Annotated in this window: 20 protein-coding genes; 10 read left to right on the forward strand and 10 right to left on the reverse strand. The window is 71.8% G+C overall.

Annotated elements, in window-relative coordinates; translation table 11 throughout:
• Positions 1-54 precede the first annotated feature (54 nt).
• Entirely contained in the window at positions 55-750 is a 696-nt protein-coding gene (locus ABD793_RS01710) for a GNAT family N-acetyltransferase (RefSeq protein WP_344854472.1), read from the forward strand.
• A 60-nt stretch (positions 751-810) separates the two neighbouring features.
• Here the strand turns inward: ABD793_RS01710 and ABD793_RS01715 are convergent, their stop codons facing one another.
• The 4 genes from ABD793_RS01715 to ABD793_RS01730 form a co-directional block, all read right to left on the reverse strand.
• Entirely contained in the window at positions 811-1,803 is a 993-nt protein-coding gene (locus ABD793_RS01715) for a transporter substrate-binding domain-containing protein (RefSeq protein ID WP_344854474.1), read from the reverse strand.
• Positions 1,800-2,579 (reverse strand): amino acid ABC transporter ATP-binding protein, encoded by a 780-nt coding sequence (locus ABD793_RS01720; protein WP_344854476.1) that lies wholly within the window; start codon positions 2,577-2,579, stop codon positions 1,800-1,802. The genes ABD793_RS01715 and ABD793_RS01720 overlap by 4 nt, the downstream gene beginning before the upstream one ends.
• A complete protein-coding gene (locus tag ABD793_RS01725) occupies positions 2,576-3,544 on the reverse strand; it encodes an amino acid ABC transporter permease (protein WP_344854478.1) in 969 nt (322 codons plus the stop codon). The genes ABD793_RS01720 and ABD793_RS01725 overlap by 4 nt, the downstream gene beginning before the upstream one ends.
• Positions 3,545-3,748: 204 nt before the next feature.
• The gene (locus tag ABD793_RS01730; protein ID WP_344855751.1) at positions 3,749-5,011 is read right to left on the reverse strand and encodes an FAD-binding protein; all 1,263 of its coding nucleotides are present in this window, start codon (positions 5,009-5,011) and stop codon (positions 3,749-3,751) included.
• Positions 5,012-5,141: 130 nt separating this feature from the next.
• Here ABD793_RS01730 and ABD793_RS01735 point away from each other — a divergent pair, with 130 nt between their 5' ends.
• A complete protein-coding gene (locus ABD793_RS01735; protein WP_344854480.1) occupies positions 5,142-5,999 on the forward strand; it encodes an NAD(+)/NADH kinase in 858 nt (285 codons plus the stop codon).
• On the opposite strand, the gene ABD793_RS01740 is transcribed toward ABD793_RS01735, so the two are convergent.
• Positions 5,968-7,200 (reverse strand): threonine synthase, encoded by a 1,233-nt coding sequence (locus tag ABD793_RS01740; protein WP_344854482.1) that lies wholly within the window; start codon positions 7,198-7,200, stop codon positions 5,968-5,970. The genes ABD793_RS01735 and ABD793_RS01740 overlap by 32 nt on opposite strands.
• 186 nt (positions 7,201-7,386) lie before the next feature.
• On the opposite strand from ABD793_RS01740, the gene ABD793_RS01745 reads away from it, so the two are divergent.
• From ABD793_RS01745 to ABD793_RS01755, 3 genes are all read left to right on the forward strand, one after another.
• The gene (locus ABD793_RS01745; protein ID WP_344854485.1) at positions 7,387-8,691 is read left to right on the forward strand and encodes a M14 family zinc carboxypeptidase; all 1,305 of its coding nucleotides are present in this window, start codon (positions 7,387-7,389) and stop codon (positions 8,689-8,691) included.
• Positions 8,692-8,772: 81 nt separating this feature from the next.
• On the forward strand, positions 8,773-9,393 hold the full coding sequence (locus tag ABD793_RS01750; RefSeq protein ID WP_344854487.1) for a TetR/AcrR family transcriptional regulator: 621 nt from the start codon (positions 8,773-8,775) through the stop codon (positions 9,391-9,393).
• A 44-nt stretch (positions 9,394-9,437) separates the two neighbouring features.
• The gene (locus ABD793_RS01755; RefSeq protein WP_344854488.1) at positions 9,438-10,289 is read left to right on the forward strand and encodes an NmrA family NAD(P)-binding protein; all 852 of its coding nucleotides are present in this window, start codon (positions 9,438-9,440) and stop codon (positions 10,287-10,289) included.
• Between the two features lie 121 nt (positions 10,290-10,410).
• Here the strand turns inward: ABD793_RS01755 and ABD793_RS01760 are convergent, their stop codons facing one another.
• Complete coding sequence (locus tag ABD793_RS01760) at positions 10,411-10,602, reverse strand: DUF2795 domain-containing protein (RefSeq protein ID WP_344854490.1); 192 nt, start codon at positions 10,600-10,602, stop codon at positions 10,411-10,413.
• Between the two features lie 111 nt (positions 10,603-10,713).
• Between ABD793_RS01760 and ABD793_RS01765 the strand changes: the two genes are divergently transcribed.
• Both ABD793_RS01765 and ABD793_RS01770 read left to right on the forward strand, forming a co-directional pair.
• Positions 10,714-11,010 carry a hypothetical protein gene (locus ABD793_RS01765; protein ID WP_344854493.1) on the forward strand — a complete coding sequence of 99 codons (297 nt, stop codon included), beginning with the start codon at positions 10,714-10,716 and terminating at the stop codon, positions 11,008-11,010.
• Positions 11,011-11,510: 500 nt separating this feature from the next.
• The gene (locus tag ABD793_RS01770; RefSeq protein ID WP_344854496.1) at positions 11,511-12,050 is read left to right on the forward strand and encodes a MarR family winged helix-turn-helix transcriptional regulator; all 540 of its coding nucleotides are present in this window, start codon (positions 11,511-11,513) and stop codon (positions 12,048-12,050) included.
• Positions 12,051-12,060: 10 nt separating this feature from the next.
• On the opposite strand, the gene ABD793_RS01775 is transcribed toward ABD793_RS01770, so the two are convergent.
• Positions 12,061-12,486 carry a DoxX family protein gene (locus tag ABD793_RS01775; protein WP_344854498.1) on the reverse strand — a complete coding sequence of 142 codons (426 nt, stop codon included), beginning with the start codon at positions 12,484-12,486 and terminating at the stop codon, positions 12,061-12,063.
• 169 nt (positions 12,487-12,655) lie between these two features.
• On the opposite strand from ABD793_RS01775, the gene ABD793_RS01780 reads away from it, so the two are divergent.
• Positions 12,656-13,549, forward strand: a complete 894-nt coding sequence (locus ABD793_RS01780) for an NAD(P)-dependent oxidoreductase (protein ID WP_344854501.1) — start codon at positions 12,656-12,658, stop codon at positions 13,547-13,549.
• Here the strand turns inward: ABD793_RS01780 and ABD793_RS01785 are convergent.
• Positions 13,503-14,321, reverse strand: a complete 819-nt coding sequence (locus tag ABD793_RS01785; protein ID WP_344854503.1) for an LLM class flavin-dependent oxidoreductase — start codon at positions 14,319-14,321, stop codon at positions 13,503-13,505. The two genes, ABD793_RS01780 and ABD793_RS01785, sit on opposite strands and share 47 nt — an antisense overlap.
• Before the next feature lie 211 nt (positions 14,322-14,532).
• On the opposite strand from ABD793_RS01785, the gene ABD793_RS01790 reads away from it, so the two are divergent.
• Positions 14,533-15,336 (forward strand): alpha/beta hydrolase family protein, encoded by an 804-nt coding sequence (locus ABD793_RS01790; RefSeq protein WP_344854505.1) that lies wholly within the window; start codon positions 14,533-14,535, stop codon positions 15,334-15,336.
• Between the two features lie 103 nt (positions 15,337-15,439).
• Positions 15,440-16,657, forward strand: coding sequence for a cytochrome P450 (locus ABD793_RS01795; RefSeq protein ID WP_344855754.1), 1,218 nt, complete (start codon positions 15,440-15,442; stop codon positions 16,655-16,657).
• 7 nt (positions 16,658-16,664) lie between these two features.
• Here ABD793_RS01795 and lexA read toward each other — a convergent pair whose 3' ends face one another.
• Both lexA and ABD793_RS01805 read right to left on the reverse strand, forming a co-directional pair.
• The gene (lexA, locus tag ABD793_RS01800; protein WP_344854507.1) at positions 16,665-17,318 is read right to left on the reverse strand and encodes a transcriptional repressor LexA; all 654 of its coding nucleotides are present in this window, start codon (positions 17,316-17,318) and stop codon (positions 16,665-16,667) included.
• A gap of 307 nt (positions 17,319-17,625) precedes the next feature.
• A complete protein-coding gene (locus ABD793_RS01805; protein ID WP_344854509.1) occupies positions 17,626-17,988 on the reverse strand; it encodes a VOC family protein in 363 nt (120 codons plus the stop codon).
• Positions 17,989-18,018: the final 30 nt, after the last annotated feature.

Raw genomic sequence — 18,018 nt, forward strand, 5'->3', positions numbered from 1 at the left:
CGCGGTGAAACCCCGCCGCCGTGAAATCCAGCCCTTGTGAGATCAGGAGTGCCGATGACCGAGTCCGTGCTGGACAACGCCGCCCTGGCCGCGTTGACCGGTCCGCACGCGGGTTTTGCCGAACGTCGCGGCCAGGTGCTGCGCTATCCGGTGGACGTGGCGACCTTCCTCGCCGTCCCGGACCAGCCCGGCGAGGGAGTGTGGGACGAGATCGCCGCGCTCGCCGGTCCGGGCACGGTCGTGCCGCTGGCGCCGCAGGCAGGTCCGCCGCCGGCGGGCTGGGAGGTGCTGCGGCACGTGGCCGGGGTCCAGCTCGTGGACGACGGCGTGGCGGCCGAGCCGGACGCCGAGGCGATCCGGCTCACCGAGGCCGACGTACCCGAGATGCTGGACCTGGTGGCACGCACCCGCCCGGGTCCGTTCCTGCCGCGCACCATCACCCTCGGCACGTATCTCGGCATCCGCCGCGGCGGTGCGCTGATCGCGATGGCGGGCGAGCGGCTGCACCCGCCCGGCTGGACCGAGATCAGTGCGGTGTGCACCGATCCGTCCTTCCGCGGTCAGGGCCTGGCCTCCCGGCTGGTCCGTGCGGTGGCTGCCGGTATCCGAGAGCGGGAGGAAACGCCGTTCCTGCACACCTCGGCCGCCAACGTGTCGGCGATCCGGCTGTACGAGTCGCTCGGTTTCCGCCTCCGCCGTCGCACGGTCTTCGGCCAGGCCCGGGTACCGGTGGACGCCGCGGTGGCCTGAGCGCCCGAGCAGAAACCGCCGTCCCGATCGTGCGGCACGGCGGTTTCTTCGTGCGACCGCTCAGGAATTGCTCAACGGCAACCCCGGCGGATTGATCTCCGCCTTCTTCACGGCTTCGCTGTCCAGCCCGTACGCGGCAAGCCACTTGGCGTACTGGCCGTGCTGGATGAGGTAGTCGATCGCACTGCCGAGTGCGGCGATCAGGCCGTTGCCCTTCTTGGTGGTCGCGGCGATCAGGCCCTGCAGGCCGGCGCCGGCACCGGAGTAGTCGCCCGCGTTGCGCGTCGGATTCGGCGTCTTCGCGGTCTGCGACACGTGGTAGGCGATACCGGGGTTGGGTGCGAAATACGCGTCGATCCGGTGGGACGCCAGTCCGAGGTAGATCCCGTTCTTGTCCCCGGAAAAGGTGCGCACGTCGAGTTTCTTGCCCTCGGCCTTGAGCTTGTCCCGCCACTGCAGCAGGATCTTCTCCTGGTTCGTGCCCGAATCCACGGCGACGGCCTTCCCGGCGAGGTTCTCGTAGTTCCCGCCGAACTGCCAGGTGCTCGTGCGGTTCACCTCGAACCCGAGGTTGTCCTCGCGGTAGGCGGCGAAGTCGAACCCCTGCTGTTTGCGCTCTTCGGTCACCGTGATGTTCGAGAATCCCGCGTCGAATTGTCCGCTCTGCAGGCGCACGAACAGGTTCTGCCACGACGCGTTCTGCACGTCCGGGGTCAGGCCGAGCACCGCCGCGACGAGCCTGCCGAGGTCGGGCTCGGACCCGGTCAGGGTGCGCTGGTCGGTGCCGACGTAGGACAGCGGCGGGGCACCGGCGGGCAGCGCGCCGACCCCGATCACGAGCTTGCCGCGGTCCAGGATGTCCTTCGGCAGCTTGGCCCGGATTTCCGCGACCGCGGGCACGGTCAGCTGCACCGGCTTTCCCTCGGCGGTGTTCGCCGCGACGGTGACGTTCTGCGAGCCGTCCGGATTGGTCGTGGCCTCGGTTGCGCTGCCGCAGGCGCCGGCGAGCAGCGCGACCGCGGCGAGGACGGGCAGGACGGTGCGGGTTCTCATGCGTTCTCCTGGGTGCGGGTGACCTTCCCGAGGAACTCCCGGGTGCGGTCGTGCTGCGGGTGGTCGAGGACGGCCGAGGGCGGGCCCTGTTCCACGACGCGCCCGGCGTCGAGGAACACGACGTGGTCGGCGATCTCCCTGGCGAAGGCGATTTCGTGGGTCACCACGATCATCGTGGTGCCGGACCCGGCGAGTTCCCTGACCACCGCCAGCACCTCGCCGACGAGTTCCGGGTCCAGCGCCGAGGTCGGCTCGTCGAGCAGGATCAGCCGCGGTTCGAGCGCGAGCGCGCGGGCGATCGCCACCCGCTGCTGCTGACCGCCGGACAGCTGCCGCGGATACGCGTGCTCGCGCCCGGCCAGCCCGACCCGGGCGAGCAGTGCCCGCGCCCGGCTTTCCGCTTCGGCCCGGGGCACCTGCTGTGTGACGATCGGCGCCTCCACCACGTTGTCGAGGACGGTGAGGTGCGGGAACAGGTTGAAGTCCTGGAACACGAACCCGATCCGGGCCCGCTGGCGAAGGATGGCGCGCTCGCCGAGCTCCTTGAACCGGTCGCCGTGCACCCGCACCCCGACCAGTTCGCCGTCGATGCTCACGTAGCCGCTGTCGAGGCGTTCCAGGTGGTTGATCGTGCGCAGCAGCGTCGATTTGCCGGATCCGGACGGGCCGAGCACCGCGGTGACCTGCCCGCCGGGGGCGGTGAGGTCGATGTCGTCGAGGACGCGGACACCGTCGAAGGACTTCACCGCGTTGCGCACGTGGACCGCGGCCGTCATCGGGCCACCCCCAGCGCGCGGAGCCGTCCGCGGAACCGCTGGAACGGCGTCGGTGCCGTGGTGCGCAGTGCACCGCGGGAGAAGCGGCGTTCCACGTAGTACTGGACCACCGAGAGGATGCTGGTGAGGATGACGTACCAGACCGTGCCGACCAGCAGCAGCGGGATGATCTGGCCGCTGTTGGTGCTGGCCTGGGTCTCGACCACACCGAACAGCTCCAGCAGCGACGTGATGTAGACGACCGAGGTGCCCTTGAGCAGGCCGATCAGCTGGTTGGCGTAGGCGGGCACGATGGCGCGGGTGGCCTGCGGCAGGATGATCCGCCGGTACTGCCGGGTGCGTGGCAGCCCGAGCGCGGCGGCCGCCTCGAGCTGGCCCTGGTCCACCGAGAGCACCCCGGCCCGCACGATCTCCGCGGCGTAGGCGGCTTCGTTGAGGCTCAGCCCGAGTACCGCGACCACGAAGAAGCTCAGCACGTCGGTGGCGCTGAAGTGGAGGAACGACGGACCGAACGGGATGCCGATGCTGAGCGTGCTGTAGAGCGCGGTGACGTTCGCGAGGAACAGCAGCAGCACGATCAGCGGGATGGCGCGGAAAATCCACACATACGCCCAGGAAACCGCCTGCAGCAGCGGATTCTTCGACAGCCGCAGCAACGCCAGCACGATTCCGCCGATCAGCCCGAACACCGCGGCGAGCCCGGTCAGCTCGAGGGTCAGCAGCAGTCCTTCGAGGATCACCGGCCGGAAGAACCAGTAACCGAAGACGTCCCACTGGAACACCGGATTGGTGACCAGGGCGTGGACGAGCTGGGCCAGCAGCACGAGGACCACCACCGCGGCGATCCACCGGCCGGGCCGCCGCTGCCGGGCCACCCGCTTCGCGGCCAGCTCACGGAGCCGGTCCTCGTCCGGCGGTGCCGGATCGGGTGGCGCCGAGGCGCGGGTCGCCGGGGGAGAAGTCACGGTGGCTCCTGGGGATCGCGGAGAGGGCCAGGAGCCACTGTGGCCGCCGGGCTTGCGGATGTCGAGTGTCCCGTTGGGACTTCCACATGCTGAGCCTGCGTGCGCGGAACCGGGTTTTGTACCTGTTTTGTTACAGGTAGGTCTACTGTGGACGGGAAGTGCGGGCCGTGTCCCGGGGGTAAACCGATCCTTTGTGGACCGCGCTCAGCCGGACAGCGTCCGGTCCAGGAACGGGTTGCCGAACGTGCCCCGGGGATCGAGCTGCCCGGCGAGTGCGCGGAACCGCGGCAGTCCGGTGTGGCCGGGTTCGAGCGGGGCGCCGTGGAACAGCTTGCCCCAGTGCGCGCGGACGCCGAACGGCGCCAGGCGTTGCTCCAGCACCGGCAGCAGCGCCTCGATCTCCGGCTGGCGGTGCTGCCAGGTGAAGTGGAACGCCACCCGGTCGCCGCCGTAGGCGGGGCTCAGCCACAGGTCGTCGCCCGCGATCGTGCGGATCTCCGAGACCAGCACCAGCTCCGCGATCCGGGTACCGATGCCGCGCAGTGCCTGGAACGCGGCCGCGGCGTGCGCCCGTGGCACGAAGTACTCGCTCTGCAGTTCGGCACCGACGCTCGGAGCGAAGCCGACGCGGAAGTGCGGCAGCCGGTCGTACCACGGTCCGGGCACTCCGCCCTGGACCGTGGTGTTCTCCGCGGACACCCCGGCCGCGTGCGCGGGGTGCCGGGGCCCGTCGGCCGGGACGGCGCCGAACAGTGTGCCGGGCACCTCGGCAGGCACCCGGTTCTTCAGCAGCACCTGATCGACCACGTCGCGCGCCCAGTTCGTGAACAGCGAGACGCTGTACCCGGCTGCCTGGATCTCGTCGAAGTGCTCGATCGCCGTCGGCCACGGCAGTCCGTCGAACGCGTCCTGCCGCACCTCGAATGCCGGCTCGAGGTCGAGCGTCAACCGGGTCAGCACGCCGAGCGCGCCGACGTTCACCACCACCCCGGAGAAGACGTCCGGGTCGCCGGTACGGGTGAAAGTACGCAGCTCGCCGTCCGCGGTGAGCAGCTCGACCGCGGACACCGCCGATGCGAGCCCGCGCTGCCGCTGTCCGGAGCCGTGCGTGCCGGTCGCGACGCTGCCGGCGACCGTGATGTGCGGCAGCGAGGCGAGGTTCGCCAGCGCGAAGCCTGCCTCGTGGATCCGGGGCACCACCTCGCCGTACCGGGCCCCGCCGCCGAGTGTGACGGTGGCCGGGGCGCCGGCCGTGGCCGGAGTGATTTCCGTGGGCAGCTCGAGTGCACTCAGGTCGAGCTGCAATCCGCCGGGGCTGTCGGCCACCGGGTTGAAGCTGTGCCTGCTGCCGAGTGCCTTGACCCGGGACGCCTGCGCGACCAGCTCCCGGGCTTCGTCGAGTGTGCGCGGGGTGCGGACCTCGCGGGCCCGGTAGGCGAGGTTTCCGGCCCAGTTCGTCCGGGTCACCGGCGCAGTTTCGGTCACGGCCGCCGAGCTTACTGCGCTGCCGGCCGCCGACCGGACGGGTCGCGGCTCGCCGCGCTGCGCGAGGCGGGGCAGACTGAGCACACCGCAGGACCGAGGCGAGGGGACCGACATGCATTCCGCCGGGCTGGTACTGCATCCGCGCCGGGACTCCGCGGACGCGGTCGCCGCCGTGCTCGGCTGGGCGGCCGAGCGCGGCATCGAAATACTGGGCATCGCCGACGAACTCGAACGGCTCGATTGTGCGGCGGTCGGGGTCACCCCCGCCGAACTGGGCCGCCGGTCGGACCTCGTGGTCAGCCTCGGCGGCGACGGCACCATGCTGCGCGCGATGCGGCTGACCGACGGCAGGCGCGCGCCGGTGCTCGGGGTGAACCTCGGCAAGCTGGGCTTCCTCGCCGAGGTCGACGTCCCGGACCTGCCGCACGCGCTTTCGGCGATCGACGGCCGGGACTTCACCGTGGAGCCCCGGCTCGCGGTCGACGCGCGGCTCGGCGAGCGCACCGCGACCGCGTTCAACGACGTCGCCGTGGTCCGCGTGCCCGGTGACGGCAGCGCGGTCGTCGCGGTGCGGGTGAACGGCGAGCAGTTCGTGAGCTACGCCGCGGACGCGGTCGTGGTGGCCACGCCGACCGGGTCCACCGCGTACAGCTTCTCCGCGGGCGGGCCGATCACCAGCCCGGCCGTGGAGGCGGTGCTGGTGACCCCGGCCGCACCGCATTCGGCCTACAGCCGCGGCGTGGTGCTTTCCGTGCACGACGTCGTCGCACTGGAGGTGCTGCCGGCCAGCGGCAGGCTCGCGGTGGAGATCGACGGGCGGGTGGCCGGTTACGTCGGACCGGGCGAGACCATCGAACTGCGGGCCCGCCCCGGTGCCGCGCGGGTGGTCCGGCTCGGCATGACCACGTTCTACCAGCGGGCCCGGCGCAAACTGCGGCTCACCGATTCGGCGGAGATCCCGCAGGGATGACCCCGTTCCTGGCCAGCAGCGGCACGTCGAGCGGCACCGTTCCGGGGTACTTGATGCCGGCGCCGGTGTTGAGCACCACGGTCTCGTCGTCCTCGCCGAGCCAGCCGGACTCGCGGAGCCGGTCGATCGCGGCGAAACAGGCCGCGCCCTCCGGGCAGACGAACGTGCCCTCCAGTTCGGCGAGCCGGCGCTGGGCGGCCAGCAGTTGCTCGTCGGTGACCGCCACCGCGGTGCCTTCGGTGGCGTAAAGCGCTTCCAGCACCAGGAAGTCCCCCAGCGCCTTGGGCACGGTGATACCGAACGCGACGGTGTGCGCGTCCGGGAACGGCTTGCTCTCCTTGGCCCCGGCCTCGAACGCTTCGACGATCGGCGCGCAGCCGGTGGCCTGCACCGCGACCAGCCGGGGAAGTTCGCCGTGCAGCCAGCCGAGCTCGCGCATTTCCAGCAGCGCCTTGTAGATGCCGATGATGCCGACCCCGCCGCCGGTCGGGTACAGCAGCACGTCCGGCGTCCGCCAGCCGAGCTGCTCGGCGATCTCGTAGCCCATGGTCTTCTTGCCCTCGAGCCGGTAGGGCTCCTTGAGCGTGGACACCTCCTGGTAGCCCTCGCGTCCGGCGACCGCCGCGGCCACCAGCTTGCCCGCGTCGCCGATCAGGCCGTCCACCCGGTACAGCTCGGCGCCCGCGGCAAGGCATTCGGCCATGGTGATCGCGGGCGCGTCCGCGGGCATCGCGATCAGGCTCGCCATACCGGCCCGTGCGGCGTAGAGCGCCCAGGCCGCGCCCGCGTTGCCGTTGGTCGGCATCGCCACCCCGTGCACTCCGAGCTCGGCCGCCCTGGACACCCCGACCGCGGCGCCGCGGGCCTTGAACGACCCGGTCGGCACGAGGCCCTCGTCTTTCATCAGCAGCCGCCGCAGCCCGGATTTGCGGCCCTGTTCGGGCAGCGGCAGCAGGGGGGTCATGCCCTCGCCGAGGCTCACCACGTGCTCGGGCGCCTGCACCGGCAGCACCTCGTGGTAGCGCCACAGATCGGGTGCGCGTCCGGCCAGCTCGGCCGGGCGCACGGTGTCCCGGACCCGCTCCAGGTCGTAGCGCGCGAGCAGCGGAGCGCCTGCCGCCGACGTGCCGGCCACCCGGTCCGCGGCGGAGGTCTCCCCGGTGCGCGAACACTCCAGGTGGGTGAGGTACGAGAACGCCAAGGCCGCCTCCCGTGGCTGATGGGCCGGAACCCGGTGAGTGTGGATCTGCCCGCCCGCCCGGTCAACCGCGTCCGGACTGCGGAGTCCGTCCACTGTGGTCCCGACTTTCGGGGGTGTGCCCGCTTCGCCCGGAACGGCACACTGAACGCGGTTGCCCGGTCACTGTGCGTTCGTGAGGAGTCCCCGATGGCCGTCCGGTCTTCGTTCCGTGCCGTGCTCGCCGCCGCCGTGCTCGTGGCCGGTCTTGCCGGGGGTACGGCGAACGCCGAGTCCGCGGGCCCGGTCTCGTGGCGGGTTCCGGTGTCCGCCGCGCAGGCGGGCGAGCTGGTCCGGGCCGGGTTCGACGTGAGCCGGTCCGGTCCCGGCGTGGCCTACGTCGTGGGGGATCGGTCGGTGGCCGCGCGGCTGCGATCGCTCGGCTACGCGCCGGAGTTCTCCGACACTGTCTACAAAGGAGCTACCGCGAACGTCGCGGCGGACACCTTCTACGGCGGTTACCGCACGGTCGCCGCGCACGAGGCGCATCTGGCGCAGGTCGCCGAGACGCATCCGGACCTCGCCGCGGTGACCTCGATCGGCCGGTCGTGGAAGAAGGCGCAGGGCGACGGCGGGCACGATCTGCAGGCGATCTGCCTGACCAAGAAGCAGTCCGGCGACTGCGCGCTGTCCAGCACGTCACCGAAGCCGAAATTCGTGCTGATGGCACAGATCCACGCGCGCGAGATCGCCACCGGCGAACTGGCCTGGCGCTGGATCGACTACCTGGCCGACGGCTATTCGACCGACTCCGTCGCGAAGTCCATTCTGGACACGACGGAGGTCTGGGTGGTGCCGATCGCCAATCCGGACGGGGTGGACATCGTGGCCGCCGGCGGCGATTCACCCGTGTTGCACCGCAAGAATGCGGACGACAGCAGGGGCGGGTGCACCGGTACCGACCTCGGCATCGACCTCAACCGCAACTCCACCTTCCACTGGGGCGGCGAGTCCTCCTCGCCGTGCGACGAGACCTACCAGGGTTCCGCCGCCGGTTCGGAACCGGAGACGCAGGCGCTGGAGAAGTTCTTCCGGGCGATCTACCCGCAGCAACGCGGCAGCGGCGTCGACGATCCGGCGCCGGAGACCGCCCGCGGCACCATGATCACCCTGCACAGCTACGGCAACGACATCGTGATCCCGTGGGGCTTCACCGACGCGAACTCGCCCAATGACGCGCAATACCGTGCGCTGGGTGCGAAGTTCAAGGCCTCGAACGGGTATCTGGTGGGCACCAACGGCGAGACGGTCGGCTACTCCACGAGCGGCACCACCGACGATTTCACCTACGGCGCACTGGGCGTGGCGAGCTTCACCTTCGAGGTCGGCCCGGACAGCGGCACCTGCGGTGGCTTCCTGCCGCAGTACTCGTGTGTGGACAGCACCTTCTGGCCGGAGAACAAGGGCGCGTTCATCACCGCGGCCCAGGCCGCGGCCGCCCCGTACCGGCAGTGACCTCGGCAACGCCGGTTTGACGTGCGCACAAGGGTGGGTTAATTTCGATACGAAACGGTAGCGTATCGAAAGGGGTCCCTCGTGGCGAGCGCATCGGATGGCCCGCGAGCGGCCGGTGCGGGCCGGCCTTCCACCGTCGGCAGGCCGCGCGACACCGGCCGTGACAGGGCCATTCTCCGGGCGACGCTGGCGCTGCTGACCGAAACCGGTTACGAGCAGCTGTCCATGGAGGCGGTCGCAAGCCGCAGCGGGGTGGCGAAGACGACGATCTATCGCCGTTATCCGGACAAGGCTGCACTCGTCGCCGCCGCGGCCGAGTACCGCTCTGCGGGCACTCCGCCCGAGCCTGCCGCGGCAGGCCTCCGCGAAAACCTGCTCGCGCTGGTCGGGTGGCTGGCGCACCAGATCGCCGAACAGGAAGTCGGGCTGCTCGGGGCATTGTTCGCCGGGATGCGCAGTGATCCGAGGCTGGCCGAGGAGATGCGCCGCATTCTGCGCCGCGACGAGGTCGCGATGACCGAGCACCCGTTCGGCGAGGCGGTCGGGCGCGGTGAGCAGGTGGCGCCGCACGCTGCCGAGCTGTTCGCCGAGCTCGCCCCGGCAGTGATCGTGCACCGCGTCGTCGTGGCCGGCGGGCGATGCGACGAACGCTTCGTCGAGCACCTCGTCGACGACATACTCCTGCCGCTTCTGCGCGGCTGACGAAACGCGCCCGTCCGTGCCGGCGGGCAGGAAGGAACGCCACCATGATCGTTGTCACCGGTGCGACCGGCGCGCTGAACGGTGCCACCGTCGAGCAGCTTCTCAACCGCATCCCTGCGGAGCAGATCGGCGTCAGCGTCCGTGACGTCGCCAGCGCACAGCACTTCGCCGACCGCGGGGTGCGGGTACGCCAGGGCTCTTACGAGGACCCGGCAGCCTTGCGCCACTCCTTCGAGGGTGCCGAACAGGTCCTGCTCGTCTCCTCCAGCGATCCGCACGCGGACGCGGTCTCGCTGCACCGCAACGGCATCGAGGCCGCCGTCGAAGCAGGCGCCCGGCGCATCCTCTACACCAGTCACCAGGGCGCCGGCGCCGAGAGTCCCTTCCGCCCGGCACGCGACCACGCTGCCACCGAAGAGCTCCTCGCCGGCTCCGGCGTCGCGTGGACCTCGCTGCGCAACGGCTTCTACGCCCACAGCCTGGGCTGGTTGCTCGGACCCTGGCAGCAGACCGGCACGATCACGGCCCCGGCCGACGGGCCGGTCTCCTGGACCGACCGCGCCGACGCCGCCACCGCGGCAGCGGTCATCCTGGCCGGCGACCGGACGTTCGAAGGCCCGGTCACGCTCACCGCGAGCCACGCCGTGACCTTCGCCGACATCGCTGCCATGGCCTCCGGGATCAGCGGCCATGAGGTCAAGCGCATCGTGGTCGACGACGAGGAGTGGATCGCGGGGAAGGTCGCTGCCGGTACCCCGGAAGCGATGGCACGGATGACGCTCACCACGTTCCGGGCCGCCCGCGAGGGCCGTTTCGCCGGAGTCGACCCGCTGCTGGCCGAACTCCTGCAGCGCGAACCGCGCACGGTGGCCGACCGGATCGCGGCAGGCATCTGATCGTCTCGGGCGGGGATCCCGCCGCTCGACGGGACCGGCGCCGGCGTACCTCCGCCACGGCAGGCGGTGGTACCCCTTCCCCGGCGCCGGCCGGTGCCGTTCGTGCCCGAAGAGGCGGGTGCTAGTGGTGCGGGTCCTCGGCTCGGCCGAGCAGGTCGTGCACCGTGTCGAGGCTGTCGTACTCCTGTTCGGGCAGGGTGCCCAGCCGGCCGAGGACCGCGTCGTCGGCGCCGCGGGCGGTTGCGCGGCGCAGGATCTCCGCGCGGTCGCACGGGTAGCGGACTTCGGTGAGGTACTCGTGGATCTCCGGCATCTCCGGCCTCCTCTCCTGGTGGCACCCGGTTACCCGCCAGGTGCATCCGCACACCCGGACAGCGGCGGCAGTACTCCGTGCGGTGCGGTGGGTCACCCCGGTCTTCGGCCGGTGTCCGCAGCGTGGGAGGTGGGCGTGTCGCTGGTGGTGGCCGGTCCCGGTCTGGGAGTGTGCACGCTGGCGGACAATTCGGCCGTGCTGGGCGCGGACGCGGCCACCGGAGGTGGACTGATGAAGATGGCACGCGGACTGGGTACCGCACTGAGCGGGACACCGGGGACGAGGTGCCTGCACACCGGCGGCGAACCGGGCACCCGCACAGCACGGACCGGCGCCGCCCTCCCGGCCACCGCGACCGGCCGCACGACGGCGCCCGGCCGGTCCGTCCGCGCCAAGGTGGCCCGGTGACGGAGAAACCCGCCCCGAGGACACCGCCGACCGCCCCCGGGACACCGGAATCCGCCGCCGAGACGGCCCCGTCCGCGGCGGGGGCGCAACCCGGGTCGGTCCCGCCGGAGCCCGGTCAGGAGACCGCAAAGTCCGCGTCGGTGGCCCGACGCGGCTCGGAACCTGCTGCGGAGACGGCAGAGCCCACGACGACGAAGCCCGAGCCGGCCCCGCCGGAATCCAGCGCGGAAGAGCCGCCAGCCGGGGCGACCTCACTGGGGTCCGGCGTGGGGAGGTCGCACCCGGGCTCGGTCTCGTCGGAACCCGGCGTGGGGAGGCCGCACCCGGGCTCGGTCTCGTCGGAACCCGGCGTGGGGAGGTCGCACCCGGGCTCGGTCTCGTCGGAATCCGGCGTGGGGAGGTCGCACCCGGGCTCGGTCTCGTCGGAATCCGGCGTGGGGACGAGGTCGCGACCGGGCTTGGTCTCGTCGGGATCTGCTGCCGAAGGGGCGGCGTCGGCGGTGGCGCAACCGGACTCGGCTTCCCCGGCGTCCGGGGCGCAGGCGCCGCAAGGCGGGGCGGGGTCGTCGGGGGCCGGGCCGGTGCCGCCGGAGCCCGCGCTCGCCGATGTGGTTGCTCGGCTTCGGCGGGCGATGCGCCGCGCCGCGCGGACTGCTGATCCGGACAACACGCTTTCCGTGGCGCAGCTGGAGCTGCTGTCCTGCCTTGCGGAGAATCCCGGCGCCCGGCCGAGCAGGCTGGCGCAGCTGCTGAAGCTCGCGCCGAACTCGGTCACCACCATGGTCACCGGGTTGCGGACGCGTGACCTGGTCACCCGGACCAGCGGCGGTGACGACCGGCGCACCGTCGCGCTCGAGCTGACCCCCGCCGGTCAGGCGGCGGTCGGGCGCTGGCAGGGGCACAACGCCGCGATCCTCGCCGCGGCGCTGGATCGCGTGCACCCCGCGTGGCGGCACCTCATTGCCGCCGCGATCCCCGCGCTCGCCGAACTCGTCGGCGCGATCGACGACCTCGCGGAGACCGGTACGCAACGGGGCTGACCCGCCCGGGTCAGCCCCGCTGGGGCACCGCTTTTCCGGCACGCGGGCGCAACGCGGCGAACGCACTGCCGAGGGCGAACCGGCCCGGCCCGGTGAACGCGAGCACCAGCAGCGCCCAGCAGAACAGCACGGACGCCTCGCCACCGTTCTCGATGGGGAACAGCCCGCGCGACGCGTGCACGGTGAAGTAGGCGAACGCCATCGAACCGGATCCGAGCAGTGCGGCGACCCTCGTGCCGACGCCGAGGCACACCAGCGAGCCTGCGCCGAACTGGATCAGCGCGGCCCACCAGCCCGGCCAGGTGCCCACCTCGGCAGCGGTATGCGCGCCGAGCAGCCCGAACAGGCTTTTCACGCCGTGGCAGGCGAAAAGGAAGCCGATGACGATGCGGAACAGTCCGAGCGCGTGGTCCCGGGTCGCGTCCAGCCGGTGCATGGTGCCTCCACAGGGGGCGTCTCCGGCGGGCGGGTCCGGGTCCCGCCCGCAAATGGTCCAGACCTTCTGAAGGGTTTCAGGTATACCGGGCGGCCGGTTCGGGCGATACCTGCGAAAGTCAGTTTCGCCCGATCCGCCCATCGGATCCGGCCGGGCTACAGTGCCGTCCGTGGGTGATACCGAGCATTCCGTTGGCGAGTTCACGGTGGGACTGCTGCACCCCGGTACGATGGGCACGGCAGTCGGTGCCGCGCTGGTCGCGCGCGGGGTGCCGGTCCGGTGGGTGTCCGCCGGGCGCGGTCCGGCGTCCCGGCAGCGGGCGGCCGAAGCGGGCTTCGTCGAAACGTCGGACTTCGACGCGCTGGCCGGGTGCCGGATCGTGCTGAGCATCTGCCCGCCGACGGCCGCGACGGCGGTCGCGGCACAGGTCGCGGCCACCGGTTTCGGGGGAATCTACGTCGACGCCAACGCGATCAGCCCGGAACACGCGGCGGGCCTCGGTGCGCTGTTCCGGCCGGAGGTCCGCGTCGTGGACGGCGGAATCGTCGGACCACCGCCCCGTTCGGCAGGCACCACCCGGCTCTACCTGTCCGGCTCCGCGGCGGCCACGGTCGCCGAGCTCTTCGAAGGCGGTCCGCTGCGCACCATCGTGCTCGACGGACCGGTCGGTCGAGCGTCCGCACTGAAACTGGGATTCGCCTCGTACAACAAGCTGACGTTCGCACTGGCCGCCCAGTCGTACGCGCTCGCCGCACAGCACGGCGTCGAGGCCGAATTGCGTGAACTGGCCGGGGAAACCCTGCCGGACACCCCGCTGGGACAGCCCGCGCAGCTGCGCTCGGCCGGGCAGAAAGCCTGGCGCTGGGAGGGCGAGATGGCCGAGATCGCCGCCGCGATCGAGGCCGCCGAGCTGTCCCCGGATCTGCTCACCGCGGTCGGTGCGTTGTTCGCCCGGTGGCGAGAGCACCGTGACGACGAGGACGTGACCGTCGCGGAGTTGCTTGCCGCGCTGCGGGTCAGTGCCCCCGGAGCCGGGCCACCGCGGGGGCGAAGGCCTCGATGAACGCGCCGTTCACGCTGACGTAGGAAATCCCGTACTCCTCGCGCCGCCGTTCGAGTTCGTCGGCCAGCGCGGACGGATCGGCAGGCACGATGGTCAGCGATTCGTGCGCACGCAGGGTGTCGGCGTCCACGGCGATGAAGCTGCGGACCTGCGGCGGGACCTGATCGCCGACCACGAAGATGTTCATCGCCAGTTCCACCTCCCGCTCGCCTGCCGCGGCACGGACCTCCGCGGCGTGCTCGGCGAAGTCGGCGCGGCTGGTGAGTACCCCGTCGGCGAGGGTCACGATGTCCGCGCGCTCCCCGGCGAGGCGGCGTGCCCGCGGCCCGCCCGCGGCGACCATCACCGGGGTGTGCTCCTCGCCGTCGAGGCGGCGTACGTGCGAGATCGTGTCCGCGACCTGGGCGAGGCGTTCCTTCCCGGTGCCGTAGGGCAGGCCGAGTTCGGCGGCGGCCTCGCGCATCGCCGGGATCCCGGTGCCGATGCCGAGTTCGAACCGGCGGTCGGTGAGCACGCTCAGGCTGTGCGCTTCCCACGCGGCCGCGCGCGGCGTGCGCAGCGGACTGGCCAGCACGAACGAGCCGACCCGCAGCTCACTCGTCGCGGTCGCCGCCACGGCCAGCGCCGCGGTGGGAGTGGGTGCGTCCAGGCTGTCCGGCGAAAGCAGCGTCGAATAGCCGAGATCCTCCGCGCGGCGGGCCGTCTCCCGCCACTGCGCGGCGCCCTGGCGCGCCGCCGCGACCACGCCGAACCGGAACTTTCCTGCCGTCATGCCGTCACCCCCGAAAAAGTCGTACCCCGATCCAAGCACACTTCGGCTCGATCGGACCGCGTCCGGCGGAAATCGGCGGCCCGCGTCCCGCCACTGTCCTCTTGCGACAGTCGACGTATCCGGCCGAATCGGACCGTGCCGGTATCCGGATGCCGTTCGCCGGTGGCATAACCGGTTTCCGGCAGGCGGTCCCGGGCCTACCGTGGCCGCCATGCACGCACCGATCACCGGCACGGCGGCCGGCGTACCGTTCACCGCGCTGCCGCCGTCCGACGATGCCGCCAGCCAGCTGGTCCTCACCTGGCACATGCTGGACGCGCCGAGGTCCGACCCGGCGTTCGCGGCGGCGCTGCCGATGCACGGGCTGCCCGCGTGGCGGGTGCATCTGGGCATGCCGATGTGCGGGGCCCGGATGGTCGATGGCAAGCTCGACGCCGCCGTCGAGCTGCTCCGCGAGGATCCGCTGATGCTCTTCCTGGATCCGGTCATCCGGCAGGCGAGCGAGGAGTTCCCGGCCGCGCTCGCGTCGATCCGCGCGCAGCTGCCGGTCGACGACGGCCCGATCGGCGTGCTCGGCGCGTCCGCGGGCGGGGCCGTCGCACTGCGGATCCTCGCGGACACCGGCACCCCGGTCTTCGCCGGTGCGCTGGTGAACGCGGCCATCCGGATGCGGTCGGTCGTCGACCTGTTCTCCGGCGACTACCCGTACACCGCCGAGTCCGAGAAAGCCGTGGACAGCCTGGATTTCCTGGCCAAGGCGGACGTGCTCGCGAGCCGCGCCCCGCTGCTGGTCGTCAGCGGTGAGCTGGATCATCCCGGCCTGCGGGCCGATGCGGTGCACCTCGCCGAGGCCATGGGAGAGCGGGCCGAACTGCTGACCGTCCCCGGCCTCGCGCATCCGCTGGCCGAGGAACCCGGGATCGAGCCGGCACCCCAGTCGCAGCCGGCCGGTGCGGTGGACGACGGCCTGACCGGGTGGTTCCGGCGGCACCTGTCCGCTAACTCAAGCACTTGACTTAACTTGGCCCGTTCCGGTTGACTGATCACGAACCCGGGGCGGGATGCGGGACAGGGCGGGCGCCGGGTGGGAGATCGCCGTCGGCACCCAGGAGGACCTGATGACCAGCACGCTCGACCCGGCAGGTGCGCCGGACTTCCCCATGCCGCGGGCGGATCGCTGCCCGTTCGACCCGCCGCCCGCCGCGCGCGGGCTGCAGGAGGAGGCGCCGCTCGCGCGCGTGCGGCTGTGGGACGGCAGCACCCCGTGGCTGGTCACCCGGTACGCCGAGCAGCGTGCGCTGATGGCCGACCCGCGGGTGAGCGCGGACGTCACCCGGCCCGGCTACCCGAGCCAGGTGCCGATCCCGCCGGGCGGCACCGGGATCAGCTTCATCCTGATGGACGATCCGGAACACGGCAGGCTGCGGCGCATGGTCACCGGTGCGTTCACCGTCAAGCGCACCGAGATCCTGCGCCCGGCCGTGCAACGGATCGTGGACGAGCAGATCGACGCGATGCTGGCCGGGCCGAACCCGGCCGACCTGGTGCAGGCGTTCGCGCTGCCGGTGCCGTCCCTGGTGATCTGCGAGCTGCTCGGCGTGCCGTATGCCGACCACGACTTCTTCCAGGACAACAGCAAGATCCTGATCCGCCGCTCCGCCGAGCCGGCGGACCGGCACGCCGCGCAGCGGGCCCTGTCCGGGTACCTGGACGAGCTGATAGGGACGAAGCTCGAACGCCGTGGCGACGATCTGCTGTCCGGGCTCGCCGACCGCGTCGAAGCGGGGGAGCTGACCCGGTCCGAGGCCGCCCAGATGGGCGTGCTGCTGCTGATCGCCGGGCACGAGACGACGGCCAACATGATCGCACTCGGCACGCTCGCGTTGCTGCGCGATCCGGACCAGCTGGCGTTGCTGCGCGAATCCGGGGACGAGCCGGCGGTGGTCGCGTCGGCGGTCGAGGAGCTGCTGCGCTATCTCACCATCACGCACAGCGGCCGCCGCCGGGTTGCGCTCGAGGACATCGAGATCGCCGGGCAGACCATCCGCGCGGGCGAGGGCCTGATCATGGCCAACGACATCGCGAACCGGGATGCGTCGGTCTTCCCCGATCCGGACCGGCTCGACCTGACCCGCAACCCGCGCCGGCACGTGGCGTTCGGTTTCGGCGTGCACCAGTGCCTCGGCCAGCCGCTGGCCCGGCTGGAACTGCAGGTGGTGTACCGCACGCTGTACCGGCGGATCCCCACGCTCGCGCTCGCCGCGGACGTCGAGGACATCCCGTTCAAGCACGACGGCTCGGTCTACGGCGTGTACGAGCTGCCGGTGCGCTGGTAGCGCCGGGTCAGACGCTGCGCAGCACGGAGACGACGGCGCCGAGCACCACCGCCCGGTCGCCGTCGAGCACGTCGTAGGCCGGGTTGCGCGGCTCCAGGTAGACGTGCCCGTCGCGGCGGCGGTAGACCTTGACCGTGGCCTCCTCGTCGATCATCGCGGCGACGATCTGGCCCGAATGCGCTTCGGACTGCTGTTTCACCACCACGATGTCGCCGTCGCAGATCGCCGCGTCGACCATCGAGTCCCCGCGCACCCGCAGCCCGAACACGGTGCCCCGGCCGGTGAGCCCGCGCGGCAGCTCAAGGGTGTCGTCCACGTGTTCCTGCGCGGAGATCGGCGTGCCCGCGGCGATGTCGCCGACCACCGGCACGCGCACCGAGTCGCCGTTCTCGCGCTCGGGGCGGTCGCCGAGGAACGCCCGCACGTCGATCGGCCGCGACATCGCGGCACTGCGGCGCAGGAACCCCTTGTCCTCCAGCGCGGCGAGGTGCTTCGACACCGACGAGGTGGACCGCAGCCCGACCGCCTCGCCGATCTCCCTGGTGCTCGGCGAGTACCCGTGCCGCCCGACCCAGTCCCGGATGGTGGCGAGGATGTGCTGCTGCCGAGCGGGCAGCCCCGAGGCGTCGAGCTGGTCGAAGATGTCGTCGTAGGCACTCACCTGCGGAATCGTAGAGGCCCCGCCATCGGCACCGGGCGCCCGGGTCGGTCTTCCACAGTGGACGGAGGGCCGGGTCCCGTACCGGCATCTGCCGATCGGGACACCGGCCCCGGTCACCAGCGCCGGCCAGGGGCGGGTTCGCACAGCGCACGCCCGGCTTCCGTGGTCGCTGCTGCAATTCGCGGTGGCGATACCCGGTGCACCCGGCAGGGTCGACACCGGGCGGAGATCGCCCTTCGCCGAGGTCTTCCCGCCGGCAGTCCCGATCGGCAGTCCCGGTGTCCATAGTGGACCCCCAGGTACGTGGTCACGGCCGGCGGGGCAGTACGCAGAATTCGTTCCCCTCCGGGTCCTGCAGCACCACCCAGCGGTCGTCCTCCGGGTCGTCCACCAGGGTGGCGCCCAGGGTGACCAGGCGGGCCACCTCGTCGCGCTGTTCGACGGTTTCCGGGGCCACGTCCAGGTGCAGCCGGTTCTTGCCCGCTTTTCCCTCTGGCACCGGCTGGAACAACACCGACGGGCGGTCCGGTGCCTTCAGCTCGACGTAGGTGGTGCCGTGGCTGTCGGCCCACCGGTCCGGCGGTGGGTAGCCGAGGACTTCCCGCCAGAACTCGGCAAGGGCGTCGGCGTCCCGGCAGTCCACGGCGATCGCGATCAGGCGGCTGCTCATACCGGCGGGCTACCCGTGCCGGTGCGGGAT

It is taken from the genome of Amycolatopsis ultiminotia (assembly GCF_039536925.1).
Classification (GTDB): Bacteria; Actinomycetota; Actinomycetes; order Mycobacteriales; family Pseudonocardiaceae; genus Amycolatopsis; species Amycolatopsis ultiminotia.